This window comes from Paraburkholderia sp. 31.1, from assembly GCF_014397645.1.
Lineage (GTDB): Bacteria > Pseudomonadota > Gammaproteobacteria > Burkholderiales > Burkholderiaceae > Paraburkholderia > Paraburkholderia tuberum.
Genome location: NZ_VZQN01000012.1, coordinates 24,269 through 40,360, shown reverse-complemented (window position 1 = coordinate 40,360; position 16,092 = coordinate 24,269). Strand labels below are relative to the sequence as shown.

The following is a 16,092-nucleotide window of genomic DNA, read 5'->3' as shown; positions in this document are numbered from 1 at the left end:
GCCTCATCAACGATGAATGCCACGCCGGGCGTCCGCCTGTCCGTTACTGGCTGGCAGGCGCACCAACGCCGGCCTTCTTCTGGGCTGCCTGCAGCTTGTCCGGATAGTTCGGATCGTTCTGCGCCGGCTGGTAGCCCGCGTCTTCGAGTTTCTTCAACTCGGCGTTCTTTTTCGCGCGGGCCTGTTTGCGCTCTGCCTTGCGCTCGGCCTTGGTCGGCTTTGGGGTGGTCGTCGTCGCGCCTTCCTGGGCTGCGGCATCCGTCGAGCCCTGCGCGAGCGCGAGCGGAATCGTACCGGCCATCAGTGCGACGGCCGAAACCCCCAGCATGATTCGTTTAATGGCGAAGCTCTTCATCACTGATATCCCCTGAAAAAATTGGCAATAACGTACGAGTTGCGTCTGCGAATCGTGAACCACACGCCGGGTCGCGCAGCCTCCACACGAACCCGTCAACGGGAGCTTACTGCCAAATAGCGGGATGCGGGTCGGGAGCGTGGACGGCCCTTGGCGGCCTCGTTTTCAGAATTCTCCGGGTTTTGCCGAGATTGACTCATGAACAATAGTGGCGCGGATCGATTTCATCCTCTACTCGGACCGTCGCTTCGTTCACATCTTTCCGCCGATCGTGCTCTATCTATGAAACGCATCTCTACGCGTGTCGCATTGTTAGCGGGTCTCATTGCCGTGCTTTATCTCGGTCTGTTCGACCATACTCCGCAAGGAAGCGAGTGTCGCAAATCGGCACCTGTCCACGGCCTGTACACGGCAGAGCTTTGCCTGTTGCGATGGATTCCGGGCCGCAGTGGAAGCCCTGAATATGTCGGCCGGCTATTCGATGCAAAAACCGGGAAGCTGCTTGCACAGCGCACGTTCAGCACGCCAGTCCCCGATCTCTTCTGGTCAACGGGTCTGCGATACTCGCTGAATCCGTATTCGCCGCCCCGTTATCTCGGTCCGTCCGTCGAATTTTCCCGCGGAGATGGCGGTGAAGGAGATTCGAGTATTTCGTTACCTCCGTCGTTCTGGGACGAACTAGCCGCCGCGCGCCCGCACTTATAGTCGGCTGCGTCGTATGCCAGTGCCTGTGTCTCACCGTGCTGGAATCAAGCCGCACGCACTTCCTTCCGCGATTCAGTTTTTTGGCATGTCCGCGCCGTCAGGAGTATCTTTTAACCGCGCCGGAAGCGCCAACACCACCACTCCTCTACAAGACAGACGCTTCCCAGAGTCCAGACCTGCTCGACAAAGCGCGGCGTTTCTAACATGCAACGAAGCGACATCAACTTATCGAGGATGGTGAAACAGTGAAAACAGTCAATCTTTTGAAGGTGTTCGGTATTGCATTGTGCGTGGCAACCGCATCCAGCGCCTATGCCCAGGCGAGCGACGCGCAGGCGCCCGCCGCCACGGCAGCCGCGCCGGCCACGACCGCCCCGTCGACGCGTGCGGCGGATCGCAAGCTCGGCCGCGACGTGCGGCGCGCGCTCGGTAAAGCGCCGGGCTTCAATGTATCGAACGTGTTCGTGCGGGCGCGCGGCGGCGCGGTGACGTTGACCGGCTCGGTGCCTCAGGGCGACATGATCCAGCAGGCCGGCGATGTTGCGAAAGGCGTGCCGGGCGTGACCTCGGTGACCAACAGACTCACCCTGAGCCTGCCATCCCGCGGGAGTGGCGGGAGCTGAGCACAAGCTGGACGCAACTCAGCGCCGCACCAAGCCCACCACATATCTGCACACCTCGGTGCCCGCATTGAAGAACTCGCATTCGACCGGCGCACCGAGTTGCAAACAATCCCCCGCTTCGAGCCGGTGCGTGAGCGCGCCCTCGCGAAACGTCAGCACCCCTTGCGTGACCCAGATCTGCTGATGCTGAAACACGAACGCATCCGACGGATAAGGCACCCTGACCCCAGCCGGCAATTCGATTTCGAGCAGTTCCAGCACGCCGCCGGTCGGCGGTGAAATACGCCGCCGCGTATAGCCGGTTTCGGGGTCCTCCCACAGCGACTGGTCCGCATGACGCACGAGCCGCTCGCCGGTCTGCTCGGCGAGTGCGAGCAACGTGGACAGCGTCAGCCCGAACGCGCCCGACAGCCGCCCGAGCACCGTCGCGGTCGGACTCGCCTCGCCACGCTCGATCTTGCTGATCATCGCCTTCGATACACCCGAGCGCTCGGCCAGCTCGGCGAGCGACCAGTTGCGCGCCTCGCGCTCGGTCTTCACGCGCGCGGAGATCGCCTGGGTCAGATCGATGGCGGAAGTTTCGGACATGGCGAGTTGTCGGTGCAGAGGTGAGTACCGCGAAATTATATCGATGCGATGCGGCGGCGGGCGTGCAAACGGCGTTCAAAGCGCCCTCATCCACGTCAGCGAATCATGTCTTGCATAGTGATTTTTCGTCCACTATATTAAACGCAACGCCATCGCCCGAACCCGCTCGTCAGCAGGAACACACCATGCCGAAGGAAATCGTTCTCAACGCGTTCGACATGAACTGCGTAGGCCACATCCAGCAAGGGCTGTGGACCCATCCGCGCGATCAGTCCACACGCTACACGGATCTGCAGTACTGGACCGACTACGCGCGCAAGCTCGAAGCGGGCCTGTTCGACGGCATCTTTTTCGCGGACGTGGTCGGCGTCTACGACGTCTACGGCGCCAGCCCGGACGCGGCAATCGGCGGCGCCGTGCAGGTGCCGGTCAACGATCCGACGCTGCTGATTCCGGCGATGGCCGCGCTCACGCGGCATCTGTCGTTCGGCGTCACGTCGAATCTGTCGGTCGAGCAGCCGTTTCTGTTCGCGCGCCGCATGTCGACGCTCGATCATCTGACGCGCGGCCGGGTCGGCTGGAACATCGTGACCGGCTATCTGGACAGCGCATCGCGCGCGATCGGCCTGAGCGGCCAGATGGCGCACGACGACCGCTACGATCTCGCCGACGAGTACATGGAGCTCGTGTACAAGCTGTGGGAATGCAGCTGGGAAGACGGCGCGGTGCTGCGCGACAAGGCCGGCGCGGTGCTGCGCGACAAGGCGCGCGGCGTCTATGCGGACGCGTCGAAAGTCCACGTGATCCATCACCACGGCAAGCAGTACCGCGTCGATGCGATGCACCTCGCGGAGCCGTCGCCGCAGCGCACGCCGGTGCTGTATCAGGCCGGTTCGTCCGCGCGCGGCAAACAGTTCGCGGCGGCACACGCGGAGTGCGTGTTCGTCAACGGCCAGGCGAAGCCGGCGGTCAAGACGATCGTCGACGACATCCGCGCGCACGCGGTCGCCGGCGGCCGCCGCGCCGACGACATCAAGGTACTGCTCGGCCAGACCGTGATCACGGGCCGCACCGATCAGGAGGCGCGGGAGAAATTCGAGGAGTACCGCCGCTATGTGAGCTCGGAGGCGGCGCTGGTGCATGCGGCCGCGTCGCTTGGCATCGACTTCGCGCGCTACGACCTCGACGAGCCGATCGAAACGGGCAAGAGCCAGGCGATCGTGTCGAACGTCGAAGCGATGACGCGCGCGGCCGGTCCGCAATGGACGAAGCGCAAGCTGCTCGAACAGATGGTGCTCGGCAGCCGCCAGCAGCCGCTCGTCGGTTCGGCCGACAAAATCGCCGACGATCTGATCGCGTGGACCGAGCAAACCGGCGTCGATGGCTTCAATCTGTCGCGCACCGTCGTGCCCGAGTGCTTCGACGATTTCATCGAACTGGTCGTGCCGCTGCTGCAGGAGCGTGGCGCGTACAAGCGCGCGTATCGTGACGGCACGCTGCGCGAAAAGCTGTTCGGCCATGCGCGGCTGCCTGAGAGCCACACGGCGGCGCGCTTCCGTTCGCCGGCTTGCGCGGCGGCGCTGGACGACGAGCCTCGCGGCTAACTCGACCACCGTTGTTTTGGCGAACCCGACTTCCAGCAGAGGCCCCCATGCTTGACAAGAGCACGTTCCGCGACGCGATGGCCGGGCTTGGCGCGGCCGTCAACATCATCAGCAGCGACGGCAAAGCCGGCCTTGCGGGCTGCACCGCGTCGGCGGTCTGCGGCGTCACCGACGAGCCGCCCACCCTGCTCGTTTGCATCAACCGCAGCAGCCGCAACAACGCGGCGTTTCGCAGCAACGGCAAGCTCTGCGTGAACGTGCTGAGCGCCGAGCAGCAGGCGCTTGCCGCGCACTTCGCCACGAGCGCGCTCGCGATCGAAGAGCGCTTCGCCGCCGCGCAATGGGACGACCTCGCAACCGGCGCACCGGTGTTGCAGGACGCGCTCGCGTCGCTTGACTGCGAGATCGAGTCGGTGACCGAAGTCGGTACGCACACGGTGTTCTTCTGCGCGGTGAAAGCCGCGCGCACGCAGGACGCGGGCGATGCGCTGATCTACTACGGCCGCCGCTATCATCGCGTCGGCGAGCGCTCGGTTCACGCGACGCCCGCCGCTTCACCTGCCCCGCCCCACCCTCGCCAACGGCCCGGCCGCGATCGTCCGGCCGAATAGCGCGGCCGCGGTGCGCTCCGGATCGAGCGCAATACTTTCGCTCGCTGCACCGACGATCAACGCGTCGAGCAAAGCAGTCAGCGTCGGCTCACGCGACTCGCCACGCCGACGCGACGCGAACGCCCGTCCGCCGCGATCGCAGGTCGCTCGCCCACGGAATCCTCGATCGCCCATCACACCTCCGTCCCATCGTCATTGCACGCCGTTGTGCGATCAACGCGTCACGCCCGCACGACGCCCGTCATCGGTCTGCCCGCCATGGTCCGGCCAAACAGCGCTGCCGCCGTCCGTTCGGGATCGAGCCCGAGACTTTCACTCGCGGTGCCGGCGATCAACGCATCGAGCGAGGCGGTCGGCTTCAGGTCGCGCGACTGATACAGCTGATGCGGCGCGAGGCCCGGCCAATCGGCAATCACGCGTCCGCCCTGCACCGACCCGCCGAGCACCATCGCGACCGAGCCGGTGCCATGATCGGTGCCGCCCGTGCCGTTCGCGGCGGCGGTCCTGCCGAACTCCGTCGCGACCAGCACCGTGGTCTTGCTCCACGATGACCCCATGCCGTCGCGCAACGCCGCGAGCATCGTGTCGAGTGCCTTCAGTTGATTCGCGAGCCGCGCGTTCTGCGCGCTGTGCGTGTCCCACCCGCCGGTCTCGATCATCGCGATGCGCGGACCGTCGTCGCGCACCAGAAAACTGGCCGCGAGCTTGCCGAGGCTCGCCGGGTCCTGGCGCGCGCCAGCGTCGCCCGCAAGGCCGCGCGCCGCCATCGCCGATTCCCACAGCGCACGCAGCTGCGCGTCCTGCTCGTACAGTTGCGACACGCGCGCGAGCAGATCATCGGGCGCCTGCGGCAAGGCCGACGGTGCATACGACGTCACCGCCGCGGGCCCGCGCAGCGCCATCGGCACGGTCGGCGCGAACGCGATCGCGTTTTCGCGGGTGGCGGGCAGTTGCGCGGCGAGCCGGTTGAGCCAGCCGTCCTTCGTCTGATACGGCGACGTGCCGCCGGTTTCCAGCACGTTCTGTCCGTCGAAATGCGAGCGGTCGCGATACGGTGAGGCGACCGCGTGCACGAACAACGCCTCGCGCTGCGCGTACAGCTTCGCCATCTGCGCGAGCGCCGGATGCAGCGCGAACGTGCCGTCCAGATGCGGCGCGTTCGACGTATCGATCGCGAGCGGCCCGCGCAGCGTCGCATACGCGGGGTCCGCGTACGGCACGACGATGTTCAGCCCGTCGGCCGCGCCACGCTGGATCACGAACACGAAGCGGCGGTCGGTCGCGACATGCGCGAACGCAATCCGCGGCGACACGAGCAGTGCGCCGGCACCGGCGGCGGCGACGCTCAGAAACTGACGGCGTGACAGCATGGCGTTCATCTCCGTTGAAAATCGGGCGATACGAGCAGCAGCGCGATCGCCGTCGATGCGCTTTCCGCGCGCGCCACCGCCGTGGCCGTCGGCTCGCTGAGCGAGCCAGCCAGCAAGGTCTGGCCGAGCGAGCGCGCATCGAGCCGGTCACCCACGCGCGCGGCGAAACGTTGCGCGACTTCGACGCGGCGCACGAGCGCATCGGGCGCGGCCCAGCTCGCGGCGATATCGTCGTAGCCGGCGGGTGAACCGGGCCGCCACACCGGCTGGCCAAGCTGCGTGAGGATCGGCGCGCTCTGCAGATTGCCGGGCTCGTGCCAGCCGAGTCCGCGCATCGACGAGATGGTCCACTCCCACGGCGTCTTGAACTTCACCGCGGCCGGCGACCACGCTTGCGGCGTATCGATCAACGCGCGATAGACGGCCGGCAGATCGCCGTCGCTGCGCGCGAACGCATCGGCCAGACGTTCGCTGACGCCAGGTGGCGGATCGTCGGCGACGAAATGGCGCGCGAGCTTCGTGCCGATATGCTGCGCGGTGGCCGGCGCGTGCGCGAGGTCGTGCAGGATCGCGAGCGCCTGCTGTTCGCCGGCTTCGTCGTAGCGGCGTCCCATGATCGTGCGCGAGCCGGGCTCGTGCAGCGCGGGACGAAACACGAAGCTGCCGGGTTCGCCGTTCTGTTCCAGCGCGCGCCGGTTTGCATTGGCGCCGCCGCTCCCCGGATTGCCGACGAGACTCCAGCCGGTCAGCGCACGCGCAAACTCGGTCACGTCGTCCTGGCTATAGCCGCTGCGCACGCCGAGCGTATGCAGCTCCATGATCTCGCGCGCAAGGTTCTCGTTGAGTCCGCGTTTGTTGTCCGGATTGCGCTGCGCGGCGCGCAGCGCGGCCATGCTGTCGGGACCGACCGAGCGGGTCTGGTCGAGGAACAGCTGCATGGCCGGATGACGCTCGACGGCCACCAGCATGTCCTCGAAACGGCCGAGCACGTGCGGGCGAATCGCCTCCGCTTCGAACGACCCGGCGAGCGCCGCGACGCCGGGCTTTTCGGTCGACACCGCGAAGTGATTCGCCCAGAAATGCACGAGGCGTTCGATGAACGGCGTCTGCGTGGTCAGCGCGCTTGCGACGCGCGCATTGACCGACGAGCGGTACATGTCGAGTATCTCGACGCGCAGAGCTTTTCTTTCGGCTTGCCTGGCGGCTTGCGCGTCGGTCTGGCTGGGTGCTGCGGTGTGGTTCGCATTCTGGCTCGGGTTGGTCTCCTCGCCCGCCTTCTGTTTCGACTGCTGCTCCATCTGCATGCGCTGCTGCACGAGCTGCGTCGACAATGCGATCGAATCGGGTTGGTTTGCCCACGCGTCGGGCCGCGGCTGATATTGCTCGAACTGCGCGAGCAGCCAGCCCTTCGGATCGGCGGGCGGCGTGTCGTCGGCGCGCGCGCCGAGGCCGAAGCGGTTCAGTGCGATCGCCGCGGCATTCAGGTTCGGTGAGTTGGCCATACGATCCTCGTCGGCAGGTAGGACCCCTGCATGTCCGTTAAACGGTCGACACGCTGAAATCCGTCGCCATCGCGCGCATTTTTTATTCGCTCGATGCGGCATTCGCCGCCGGTTTTTTCGCGTTCGGCGCCGGCTGCGCTTCGCGCCATTGCCCGCGCAACTTCAAACTCTCGGCGAATTCGACGCGCTCCTCGGGCGTCAGCGTCGCCGCGAAATCGGCGACGCTCGCTTCGACCATCGCGCGCAGGCTGACGTCGGCCGCGCGCGTGCGCGCGAGCGCGGCATCGAGTGCGGCGCGATCGAACTTCGGCGCGGCCAGCAGACGCAGCACTTCACGACGCCCTTCGCGAGCGTCGCGCGCATACTGGCGGCCGTCGCGCCGCGCGCTCTTCAGGCCGTCGATAAACGCCTGCCGCTGCTGCGCCGACAGCGGCTCGGCGGCGAACCGCAGCGCGCGCCGGTCCTGCGCCGCCGCCGGCGGATTCGCACCGTGCGCGGCGAACCATTGATACGCGCCGCCGGCGATCGCGCCGAGCAGGAACACGTTGAGCACCACCGAGCCCAGCAGCGCAAATTTCCACGAGCGCCCGTTCATTCGCCGCTCCAATCGGCGGAGCTGCCGCCGAAGCTCGAAGTCAGATACGAGGATTCATGCACGACCGGCGCGTTCTCGGTCAGCACGAAGAACGACACCGCGAACGCCCCCGCCACGCCGCCGAGCAGCCCGACACCTGCCACCGCCGCGCCCGACCACCACAAGCGCCAGCGCGCGGCTGGGCGTCGGGACGGCGCGCGGTCGATGATGCGACGCTGCAGTTCGAGGCTCGGCGGCTCGAGTTCGTCGGCGGCGAGCCACGCGTCGAGGCTGGCCGCGTCGCTCAATGCCGCATCGGCTTCGTCGCGATGCGCGCGCGCCCACGCCTGCGCGGCTTCGCGTTCGCGCTCCGGCCAGCGGCGCGCGTCGGCGCCGTACGCTGCAACGATCTGATGGAATCTTTCGGGCGTCATGACTTGTCCTTGCTAAGGCCGCTGCCGGCCAGTTGAGCGCGCAAATTGCGCCGCGCGCGGCCCAGCAGACTCTCCAGCGCATCGACGCTGACGCCCATCAAGGCGGCAGCGTCGAGGTTCGACATCTCCTGGTAGTAGGTCAGCACGAGTGCCTCGCGCTGTCGCGCCGGCAGCGCGGCGAGCGCCGCGCGCACGCGCGCGTGGTCGGCTCGTGCTTCGAGCCGCGCGTCGGGCGGCGCGGCGGGATCGGCCGAATCGGGCAGTTCGTCGCTCGGGTCTTCGCGCCGGCCGCGCAGACGGTCATAGCAGAGATTGAGCGCGACCCGATGCATCCACGTGTCGAACTTCGCTTCGCCTTCGCGCCAGCGGGCCGCCTGTTTCCAGATTCGCACGAAGACCTCCTGCGCGACGTCCTCCGCTTCCATGCGATCGCCGAGCATGCGCGTGGCGAGCGCAAGTAGCCGCGGCAGCTTGCGCGCGACCAGCGAGCGGACCGCGCCGGGCTCCGCGCGGCCCACCCGCGCGATCAGCTCGGCGTCCGGATCGGGTGGTGCGTCGCTCAAGGCGTGCGGCTCGGTCGCGACATCACGCGCGCGCTTTCGCGTGAGGACCGCATCACGGGATCAACGTCGTTCACTTGCCGCCGCTCCTTCAGCTGTCGTGTCGTTATGTTGTCGTGCCGCTACGCCGCTATCGGGCCAGGTATCACGTACGCGGTCAATATACGACGACCGCCGGCCGGTAATAGGCCGGGCGTGCCGGATAGACCACACAGCCGGCGAGCGAGGCCGCCAGCAGAATCATCACGAGTGTTTTCATCGCAAGCCTCGTTCAAGCCCAATGTCCTTCGATCCAGCGCCAGTGCGGCCCACGTTGCGCCCAATGCCCGGGCACCCAGTGATAGCCGACGCGCACCGGCTGCCAGTGGCCCGGCACCCACGCATAGCGGCCGTGCTCCCAGCGCCAGCGGCCCTGATCCCACACATAGCCGTCCCGTGGCGCGGGCACGACTTCGACGCGCGGCGGCGGCGGTGCCATCGGCGCGATCATCACTTGTGCGGAGGCGGGCGCGGCGGTCAGCGTGGCCGCGCAGCACAGCGCGGCGCTCAGCGTGGAACCGAGCAGACGAGTGATGCGGTTGGTGTCCATGTCGATTTCTCCCTTCAAGGCTGGAACAAGTCGGCGCCCAGGACGGCCCCGTTTCTACTTGAACGCGGCAGCGGAAGAAATCCGTCGCGCTATTGGCAAAAAAGCACGAATACAGTCGGGCTCACGAAAGGCAATAGTCGGCGTATTGCCCGAAAACTTTCATTTTTTGATGGTCCAATGCCCGGGCTGCAATCAATGGCGTCGGCCGTTACGCTTCTAACAACAATTTCCAGCACCGTTCATACCTATCGATGGAAGGGCTGGACCGCGAATGTGGAGCCACCAAAAAATGTTTCGTAAAGCCCTTTTGCCCATTCCGTTTGCCGCCGCACTGTTCGTGCTGAGCGCATGCGGAAACAGCAACGTCAGCTCTCCTTCGACTGCATCCGCGCCGGCCTCCGCACCGGCTGCTACCGTATCCGCCCAGGACGCGTTGGCCACGGCAACGCCGATCAAGCACCTCGTCGTGATCTTCGGTGAGAATCGTTCTTTCGATCACTACTTCGGCACCTATCCGAACGCGCAGAACCCGGCCGGTGAACCGGCGTTCACGGCGGCGAACACGCCGGCCCAGATCAACAATCTGAATCAGAATTCGCTTCTGACGAGCAACCCGAACTTCCTGAACACGGCGAACAACGCGGCCTCCGCAGGCAGCGGTATCAATCCGTTCCGCCTCGACCGCAGCCAGGCCAACACCAACGGCCAGTCGCACGACTACATGAAGGAACAGCTCGCCTACGACAATGGCGCGGCGGACCTGTTTCCCAAGTACACGGGTAACAACAGCGCCGGCAGCGGTTCGACGTTCGGCACGCCGGGTCTCGTGATGGGCTATTTCGACGGCAACACGGTCACCGCGCTGTGGAATTACGCGCAGAACTTCGCGATGAGCGACAACATGTACACCGACACGTACGGTCCGTCGACACCGGGCGCGCTCGAGGTGGTTTCCGGCCAGACCAACGGCGCTATTCCTGCGAACGGTGCCGCTCAAGGCGACAACGTGATCGCCGACGGCGCGGGCAGCTTCACGATGAACGGCGATTCCGACCCGACCGGGGACGTGTGCAACACCTCGACGTCGAGCGGCCAGGCCACGCTGAGCTCGAATAACAAAAACATTGGTGACCTCCTCAACGCGAAAGGCATTACGTGGGGCGGCTTCATGGGCGGCTTCGACCTGAGCGCCACCAACTCGAACGGCACCACGGCGTGCAAGCGCAGTACCTACTCGTCGGTCCTCGGCGCAACGAAGACGGACTACGTACCTCACCACAACTGGTTCCAGTACTACGCTACGACGGCCAACCTGGCGCACACGCGCCCGACGTCGACCCCGCTGATTGGACAGACCGACCCGCTCGATTCGACGGCGACGCCGGTGCACCATCAATACGACGTCAACGACTTCTTCACGGCCGTCTCGGCGGGCAACTTCCCGTCGGTCAGCTACCTGAAGGCACCGGCCGTCGGCGATGCGCACCCGGGCAACTCGGATCCGATCGACGAGCAGGCGTTCGTCACGAAGGTCGTCAACTTCCTGCAACAACAGCCGGACTGGAAGAACACCGCCGTCATCATCACGTACGACGATTCGGATGGCTGGTACGACCACGCTTATGCGACGCCGACGACTTCGTCGTTTGACGCCACCGCCGACCAGCTGAACGGCGCCGGCACCTGCAACGCAACGGGCGCGAAGCAAGGCGTCGGCGTGACAGGCGCGGCTGTCAACGGCCGTTGCGGCCCGGGAACGCGTATTCCGCTTCTGGTGATCTCGCCGTACGCACGTAGCAACTACGTCGACCACACGGCGATCACTCAGGCTTCGGTTGTCAGGTTCATCGAAGACAACTGGCTCGGCGGCACCCGCATCGGCAACGGATCGCACGATGCGGCGACGGGGAGCATCGCGTCGCTGTTCGACTTCACCAACGGTGGCAAAACGCCGGCGTTGTACCTCGACACGAACCTTGGCACCAAGCTGTCGGCTCCTCCTGCAACGAACTAAGGAGCCACCCGTTTATCCGTCCGTTCTGCCGCACAGGGAAGTACGCGGTGTGACGTTCAGGGAACGGAGCTGTTGATGCCCGTCAATCAGTGATGACGTCGAGCCAGCCGGTACGGTGGCTCGACGTGCTTGTTTGCAGTTCAGCCTGACTACCGCTATCGCCATGAATCGTCGTTCGAACGCCACCTTGTCTTCGCAACTACCCACCGCAAGCGCCCCGTCCCCTCGCGCTGCGAGCAGCATGTGGCGTCTCCTGATCCTCCGGATAATTCTGGGCATCGTGCTGCTGGGCGCCGCTCTGGTTGGCTACGCGCTGATCTATCCCGAGCGTATGCCCGCGGCGATCGGCGATACGGTCGAGAATCTGACGGGCCTCAACGCCCATCCGGTCAAGCTCCAGCGTCCCCCCGTCGCGCCCCTTAGCGCGGTCGCGGTACTCGGCAGGGACCTGTTCAATGATCCGTCGCTTTCGGCGTCGGGCAAACAGTCGTGCGCGTCGTGCCACAGCGCCGCGCACGCTTTCTCGCCTCCCAACGACCTGACGGTACAACCGGGCGGCCTTCACATGACGGAAGCGGGCTATCGGCCGGTGCCGTCGCTCGCGTACCTGTATCGCCAGGCGCCGTTCAGCATCGGTCCCGATCAGGGCGATACCGACGCCGCACCGGTCAGCCTCGATACGCAGGCCTCGGCCGCGCTAGGCGTGCAGCGCGCCCAGAAAACCGCGGGCGTTGCGCCTGCCGCGCCGGCTATGGTGCCGCAAGGGGGACTCTTCTGGGACGGCCGGGCAAGCACGCTGCAGGACCAGGCGCTTGGGCCGCTGACCAACCCGGTCGAGATGGCGAACCCCGATCTGGCTTCGGTTGCCGACAAGCTAAGGCACTCGAAGCACATCGATACGCTCAGACAACTCTTCGGTCCGCACGTCGTCAACGATCCCGATCTGCTCGTGTCGGAAGCCATGTTCGCGATCGCTCGGTATGAATTCGAAGACCCGGCGTTCCATCCATTCTCGAGCAAATACGACGCCTGGCTCGAAGGACGTGCACGCCTCACGCAAGCCGAACTACGTGGCTTGCGTCTGTTCAACGACAAGGACAAGGCCAATTGCGCGGGTTGCCACCTGAGCCAGCCGACGTCGGACGGCCTTCCACCTCTTTTTACCGACACGCAGTATGAAGCGCTCGGCGTGCCGCGCAATCGCGAACTTGCGCCGAACAGGAATCCGAAGTTCTACGACATGGGCATTTGTGGGCCCTTCCGGACCGACATGGCCAAGGAGACGCAGTATTGCGGCATGTTCCTGACGCCGACACTACGCAATGCCGCCGAACGCAAGACGTTCTTCCACAATGGCGTGTATCACGACCTCAAGCAGGTGCTGGACTTCTACAACCTGCGCAATACGTCGCCGGACAGAATCTATCCGCGCGATGCGTCGGGCAAGGTGCAGAAGTACGACGATCTGCCGCCGCAATACCATGCGAACGTGGATGTGGCCGATGCGCCGTTCGACCGCAAGTTCGGCGACCAGCCCGCGATGACCGATCAAGACATCCAGGACATCATCGCGTTCATGAAGACGCTGAGCGACGGGTACAAGGACTGAGCACCCGCGCTGGACGCCGCCGCGCTGCAGCTTCCAGGCTGCGGCACGCGGCCCGGTGCGGTATCCTTGCCGGTCCGCGACCTTATCCCTACCCTCCCCGATGGCCGATTTTCCTTTCGACGCCGTGCTCTTCGACTGCGACGGCGTGCTCGTCGATTCCGAACCGATCACGAACCGCGTGCTCACCGAGATGCTCGGCGAGCTCGGCTGGCATTTGAGTGTCGAAGAGACGATGTGCATCTTCGTCGGCAAGATGGTCAGGGACGAAGCCGCGTTGATCGAGGCGCGCACCGGCTTCGCGATCACGGCCGGGTGGCTGGCGCAGTTCCGTGCGCGTCGCAACGTGGCGCTCGACAATGAGTTGCGCGCGATCGACGGCGCGCCTTTCGCGGTCCGCGCGCTGCAGCAGAGGTTGAATGGACGCATCGCGGTGGCGTCGGGCGCGGATCGCATCAAGATCGAATTGCAGCTCGTGAAGGCCGGCATCCTCGACTGCTTCGACGGACGCATCTTCAGCGGCCACGAAACGCCGCGCAGCAAGCCGTTTCCCGACGTCTACCTCGCCGCGGCCGCGGCACTCGGCGTCGAGCCGACACGCTGTGCGGTCATCGAGGATACGGTGACGGGCGCGACCGCGGGCGTCGCGGCCGGCGCGACGGTATTCGGCTATTGCCCGACGCACCTCGGCCATAGCAGCGCGACCGCGTTGCATGGCGCGGGCGCGGTGCACGTCTTCAGGGAGATGGCCGAGCTACCGGCGTTGCTCGCGGGATGGGGCACGCGCTGATCGACCGACGTGTTGGCGGTTGAACGACACCGGCTTGCCGCAAGTTGGCCAACGCCGATCAGTTTTCGACTGCGCAGATCCGGTCGATCAGCGCTCGACCCAGCACAGACGTTGAATCCCGCCGCATGGCATGGTGCGTGCAACTGGAACGACCGGGCGCAAAGCATTTGCGCGCTCGATACCCATCCAACGTTGCCGGAGATTCATCATGTCGAACTTGACCCTTGCCGACCTGTCGCGCTGCGACGACCTCGACCACGCAGCTGCACAGTCCGTGCGCGGCGGCCACTCGTGTTTCCCGCACGAATACCCGCCTTCGTGTTACGGCGAAAAACCGCCGGTTCGCGGCCCGTCGTACTACAACCCGCCCTCCTACAACCCCTGCCAGCCCGTGCATTACGGCTGCGGGCCGGTCTACACCCCGGTCTGCCATCCGGAGCCGGTCAAGATCGTGCCGCTGTAAGCACGAGGCCCAGCGCCGCTGCGTACGACGGCGCAATCATGCATGGGTTGCGGCCCGGGTTGGTACGATCGGGCCGCATCGCGCGCTTCGTGCTCTTATTTGAAGTCCCCTTCGCGTGCGGTAAGTCGGGTTCCGGATGCGCTCACGCAAATGAAAAAAGCCACCGGTCCTTCGACCAGTGGCCTTTGAAACACGTCGCCGAGGCTAAACGTCGACGGCGTTAAACCTTCGCCACACGCCCGTACGTATCCTCGAACCGCACGATGTCATCCTCGCCGAGATACGCGCCCGACTGCACCTCGATCAACTCGAGCGGAATCTTGCCGGGGTTCAGCAGCCGGTGCGTGACGCCGAGCGGAATGTAGGTCGACTGATTTTCGGTCAGCATGATTTCCTTGTCGCCGTTCGTCACGAGCGCGGTGCCCTTCACGACGATCCAGTGCTCCGCGCGATGATGATGCATCTGCAGACTCAGCTGCGCGCCCGGATTGACGACGATGCGTTTGACCTGGAAGCGCTCGCCGCTATCGATGCCTTCATACGACCCCCACGGCCGCACCACGCGACGATGCGTGACCGACTCGTGACGCCCCATCGCATTGAGCTGCGCGACGATCTTCTTCACGTCCTGCGCCTGATCCCGATGCGCGACCAGCACTGCGTCCGCGGTCTCGACGATCACGACGTTCTCGAGCCCGATTGCCGCCACCAGCCGATGCTCGGCGCGAATGTACGAGTTGCTGACCGCCTCGGTCAGCACGTCGCCGATCAGCGCGTTGTTCTGCGCATCTCGCTCGGCGATGTCCGCGAGCGCGGTCCACGAACCGATGTCGTTCCAGCCGAGATCGGCGACCGCGACGACGGCCGCGCATTGGGTCTTCTCCATCACCGCGTGGTCGACGGAAAGGTTCGGGCAGGCGGCGAACGCCTCGGCATCGAGACGCACGAAATCGTAGTCCTGCTGCGCGTTCTGCAGCGACAGCTCGGCCTAACGCGCGATCTCCGGCTCGTAGCGGCGCAGCTCGTCCATATAGGTCGACGCCTTCAGCATGAACATGCCGCTATTCCAGTAGTAGCGGCCTTCATCGATGAAGCGCTGAGCGGTCGCGGCATCGGGCTTCTCGACGAACGAGTCGACCGTGAAACTCTGCGTGCCGTCGATCAGCGGCGCGCCCGCGCGGATGTAACCGTAGCCGGTATGCGGCTCGGTCGGTGCAATGCCGAACGTGACCAGACGCCCGTCTTTCGCGATCTGTGCTGCCGCTTCGACCGCCTTCACGAACGCGGCCTCGCCGGCGATCACGTGATCGGACGGCAGCACCAGCAGCAACGCGTCGGGCGCGTCGCGCAACGCGAGCAATGCCGCCACGGCGATAGCCGGCGCCGTGTTACGGCTCGCCGTTTCCAGCACGATGCGCGACGAACCCACGTCGACCTGGCGCAGTTGCTCGGCGACAAGAAAACGCTGCTCGTTGTTCGTGACGACGATCGGCGCGGTCACATCATCGATGCCGCGCAGGCGCAACGCGGTTATCTGGACCAGCGTGTGTTCGCCGGTCAGTGCCAGATACTGCTTCGGGTAGCCGCCACGCGACATCGGCCACAGTCGTGTGCCGCTGCCGCCGCAAAGAATCACGGGATGGATGTGCATTTTTCAGGTCCTCGTTTGTGTCTTATCAATCGACTGCATCGTGCATCTGCGTC

At 65.4% G+C, this 16,092-nt stretch carries 15 protein-coding genes and 2 pseudogenes; 8 read left to right on the top strand and 9 right to left on the bottom strand.

The window, feature by feature from the left end; all coding sequences use genetic code 11:
• Nucleotides 1-43 precede the first annotated feature (43 nt).
• Nucleotides 44-355 (bottom strand): hypothetical protein, encoded by a 312-nt coding sequence (locus tag F6X37_RS11280; RefSeq protein WP_176078901.1) that lies wholly within the window; start codon nucleotides 353-355, stop codon nucleotides 44-46.
• Nucleotides 356-637: 282 nt separating this feature from the next.
• Here F6X37_RS11280 and F6X37_RS11275 point away from each other — a divergent pair, with 282 nt between their 5' ends.
• Together F6X37_RS11275 and F6X37_RS11270 are read left to right on the top strand one after the other, a co-directional pair.
• On the top strand, nucleotides 638-1,060 hold the full coding sequence (locus F6X37_RS11275; protein WP_187611343.1) for a hypothetical protein: 423 nt from the start codon (nucleotides 638-640) through the stop codon (nucleotides 1,058-1,060).
• A 245-nt stretch (nucleotides 1,061-1,305) separates the two neighbouring features.
• Entirely contained in the window at nucleotides 1,306-1,683 is a 378-nt protein-coding gene (locus F6X37_RS11270; RefSeq protein ID WP_187611342.1) for a BON domain-containing protein, read from the top strand.
• Nucleotides 1,684-1,701: 18 nt separating this feature from the next.
• On the opposite strand, the gene F6X37_RS11265 is transcribed toward F6X37_RS11270, so the two are convergent.
• Nucleotides 1,702-2,271 (bottom strand): helix-turn-helix domain-containing protein, encoded by a 570-nt coding sequence (locus F6X37_RS11265; RefSeq protein ID WP_187611341.1) that lies wholly within the window; start codon nucleotides 2,269-2,271, stop codon nucleotides 1,702-1,704.
• Between the two features lie 185 nt (nucleotides 2,272-2,456).
• Between F6X37_RS11265 and F6X37_RS11260 the strand changes: the two genes are divergently transcribed.
• Together F6X37_RS11260 and F6X37_RS11255 are read left to right on the top strand one after the other, a co-directional pair.
• Nucleotides 2,457-3,875: an LLM class flavin-dependent oxidoreductase gene (locus F6X37_RS11260; protein WP_187611340.1), complete on the top strand. Its 1,419-nt coding sequence runs from the start codon at nucleotides 2,457-2,459 to the stop codon at nucleotides 3,873-3,875.
• A 47-nt stretch (nucleotides 3,876-3,922) separates the two neighbouring features.
• On the top strand, nucleotides 3,923-4,486 hold the full coding sequence (locus F6X37_RS11255; protein WP_187611339.1) for a flavin reductase: 564 nt from the start codon (nucleotides 3,923-3,925) through the stop codon (nucleotides 4,484-4,486).
• Between the two features lie 221 nt (nucleotides 4,487-4,707).
• Here the strand turns inward: F6X37_RS11255 and F6X37_RS11250 are convergent, their stop codons facing one another.
• From F6X37_RS11250 to F6X37_RS11225, 6 genes and pseudogenes are all read right to left on the bottom strand, one after another.
• Entirely contained in the window at nucleotides 4,708-5,856 is a 1,149-nt protein-coding gene (locus tag F6X37_RS11250) for a DUF1501 domain-containing protein (RefSeq protein WP_187611338.1), read from the bottom strand.
• Nucleotides 5,857-5,861: 5 nt separating this feature from the next.
• Nucleotides 5,862-7,358, bottom strand: coding sequence for a DUF1800 family protein (locus F6X37_RS11245; RefSeq protein WP_187611337.1), 1,497 nt, complete (start codon nucleotides 7,356-7,358; stop codon nucleotides 5,862-5,864).
• An 82-nt stretch (nucleotides 7,359-7,440) separates the two neighbouring features.
• On the bottom strand, nucleotides 7,441-7,953 hold the full coding sequence (locus tag F6X37_RS11240; protein WP_090805856.1) for a periplasmic heavy metal sensor: 513 nt from the start codon (nucleotides 7,951-7,953) through the stop codon (nucleotides 7,441-7,443).
• Complete coding sequence (locus F6X37_RS11235; RefSeq protein ID WP_184072944.1) at nucleotides 7,950-8,366, bottom strand: hypothetical protein; 417 nt, start codon at nucleotides 8,364-8,366, stop codon at nucleotides 7,950-7,952. The genes F6X37_RS11240 and F6X37_RS11235 overlap by 4 nt, the downstream gene beginning before the upstream one ends.
• Nucleotides 8,363-8,953: pseudogene (locus tag F6X37_RS11230) on the bottom strand (RNA polymerase sigma factor); the annotation flags it as partial. The gene F6X37_RS11235 and the pseudogene F6X37_RS11230, both read right to left, overlap by 4 nt.
• A 244-nt stretch (nucleotides 8,954-9,197) precedes the next feature.
• A complete protein-coding gene (locus F6X37_RS11225) occupies nucleotides 9,198-9,515 on the bottom strand; it encodes a YXWGXW repeat-containing protein (RefSeq protein ID WP_187611335.1) in 318 nt (105 codons plus the stop codon).
• A gap of 289 nt (nucleotides 9,516-9,804) precedes the next feature.
• Here F6X37_RS11225 and F6X37_RS11220 point away from each other — a divergent pair, with 289 nt between their 5' ends.
• The 4 genes from F6X37_RS11220 (at nucleotide 9,805) to F6X37_RS11205 (ending at nucleotide 14,388) form a co-directional block, all read left to right on the top strand.
• On the top strand, nucleotides 9,805-11,529 hold the full coding sequence (locus F6X37_RS11220; protein WP_187611334.1) for a phospholipase C: 1,725 nt from the start codon (nucleotides 9,805-9,807) through the stop codon (nucleotides 11,527-11,529).
• Nucleotides 11,530-11,692: 163 nt separating this feature from the next.
• Nucleotides 11,693-13,138: a cytochrome c peroxidase gene (locus tag F6X37_RS11215; protein ID WP_187611333.1), complete on the top strand. Its 1,446-nt coding sequence runs from the start codon at nucleotides 11,693-11,695 to the stop codon at nucleotides 13,136-13,138.
• 100 nt (nucleotides 13,139-13,238) lie between these two features.
• Nucleotides 13,239-13,925, top strand: coding sequence for an HAD family hydrolase (locus F6X37_RS11210; protein WP_187611332.1), 687 nt, complete (start codon nucleotides 13,239-13,241; stop codon nucleotides 13,923-13,925).
• A 208-nt stretch (nucleotides 13,926-14,133) separates the two neighbouring features.
• A complete protein-coding gene (locus tag F6X37_RS11205) occupies nucleotides 14,134-14,388 on the top strand; it encodes a hypothetical protein (protein WP_090805865.1) in 255 nt (84 codons plus the stop codon).
• Between the two features lie 220 nt (nucleotides 14,389-14,608).
• On the opposite strand, the pseudogene F6X37_RS11200 reads toward F6X37_RS11205, so the two are convergent.
• A pseudogene (locus tag F6X37_RS11200) lies at nucleotides 14,609-16,039 on the bottom strand (mannose-1-phosphate guanylyltransferase/mannose-6-phosphate isomerase).
• Nucleotides 16,040-16,092 lie beyond the last annotated feature (53 nt).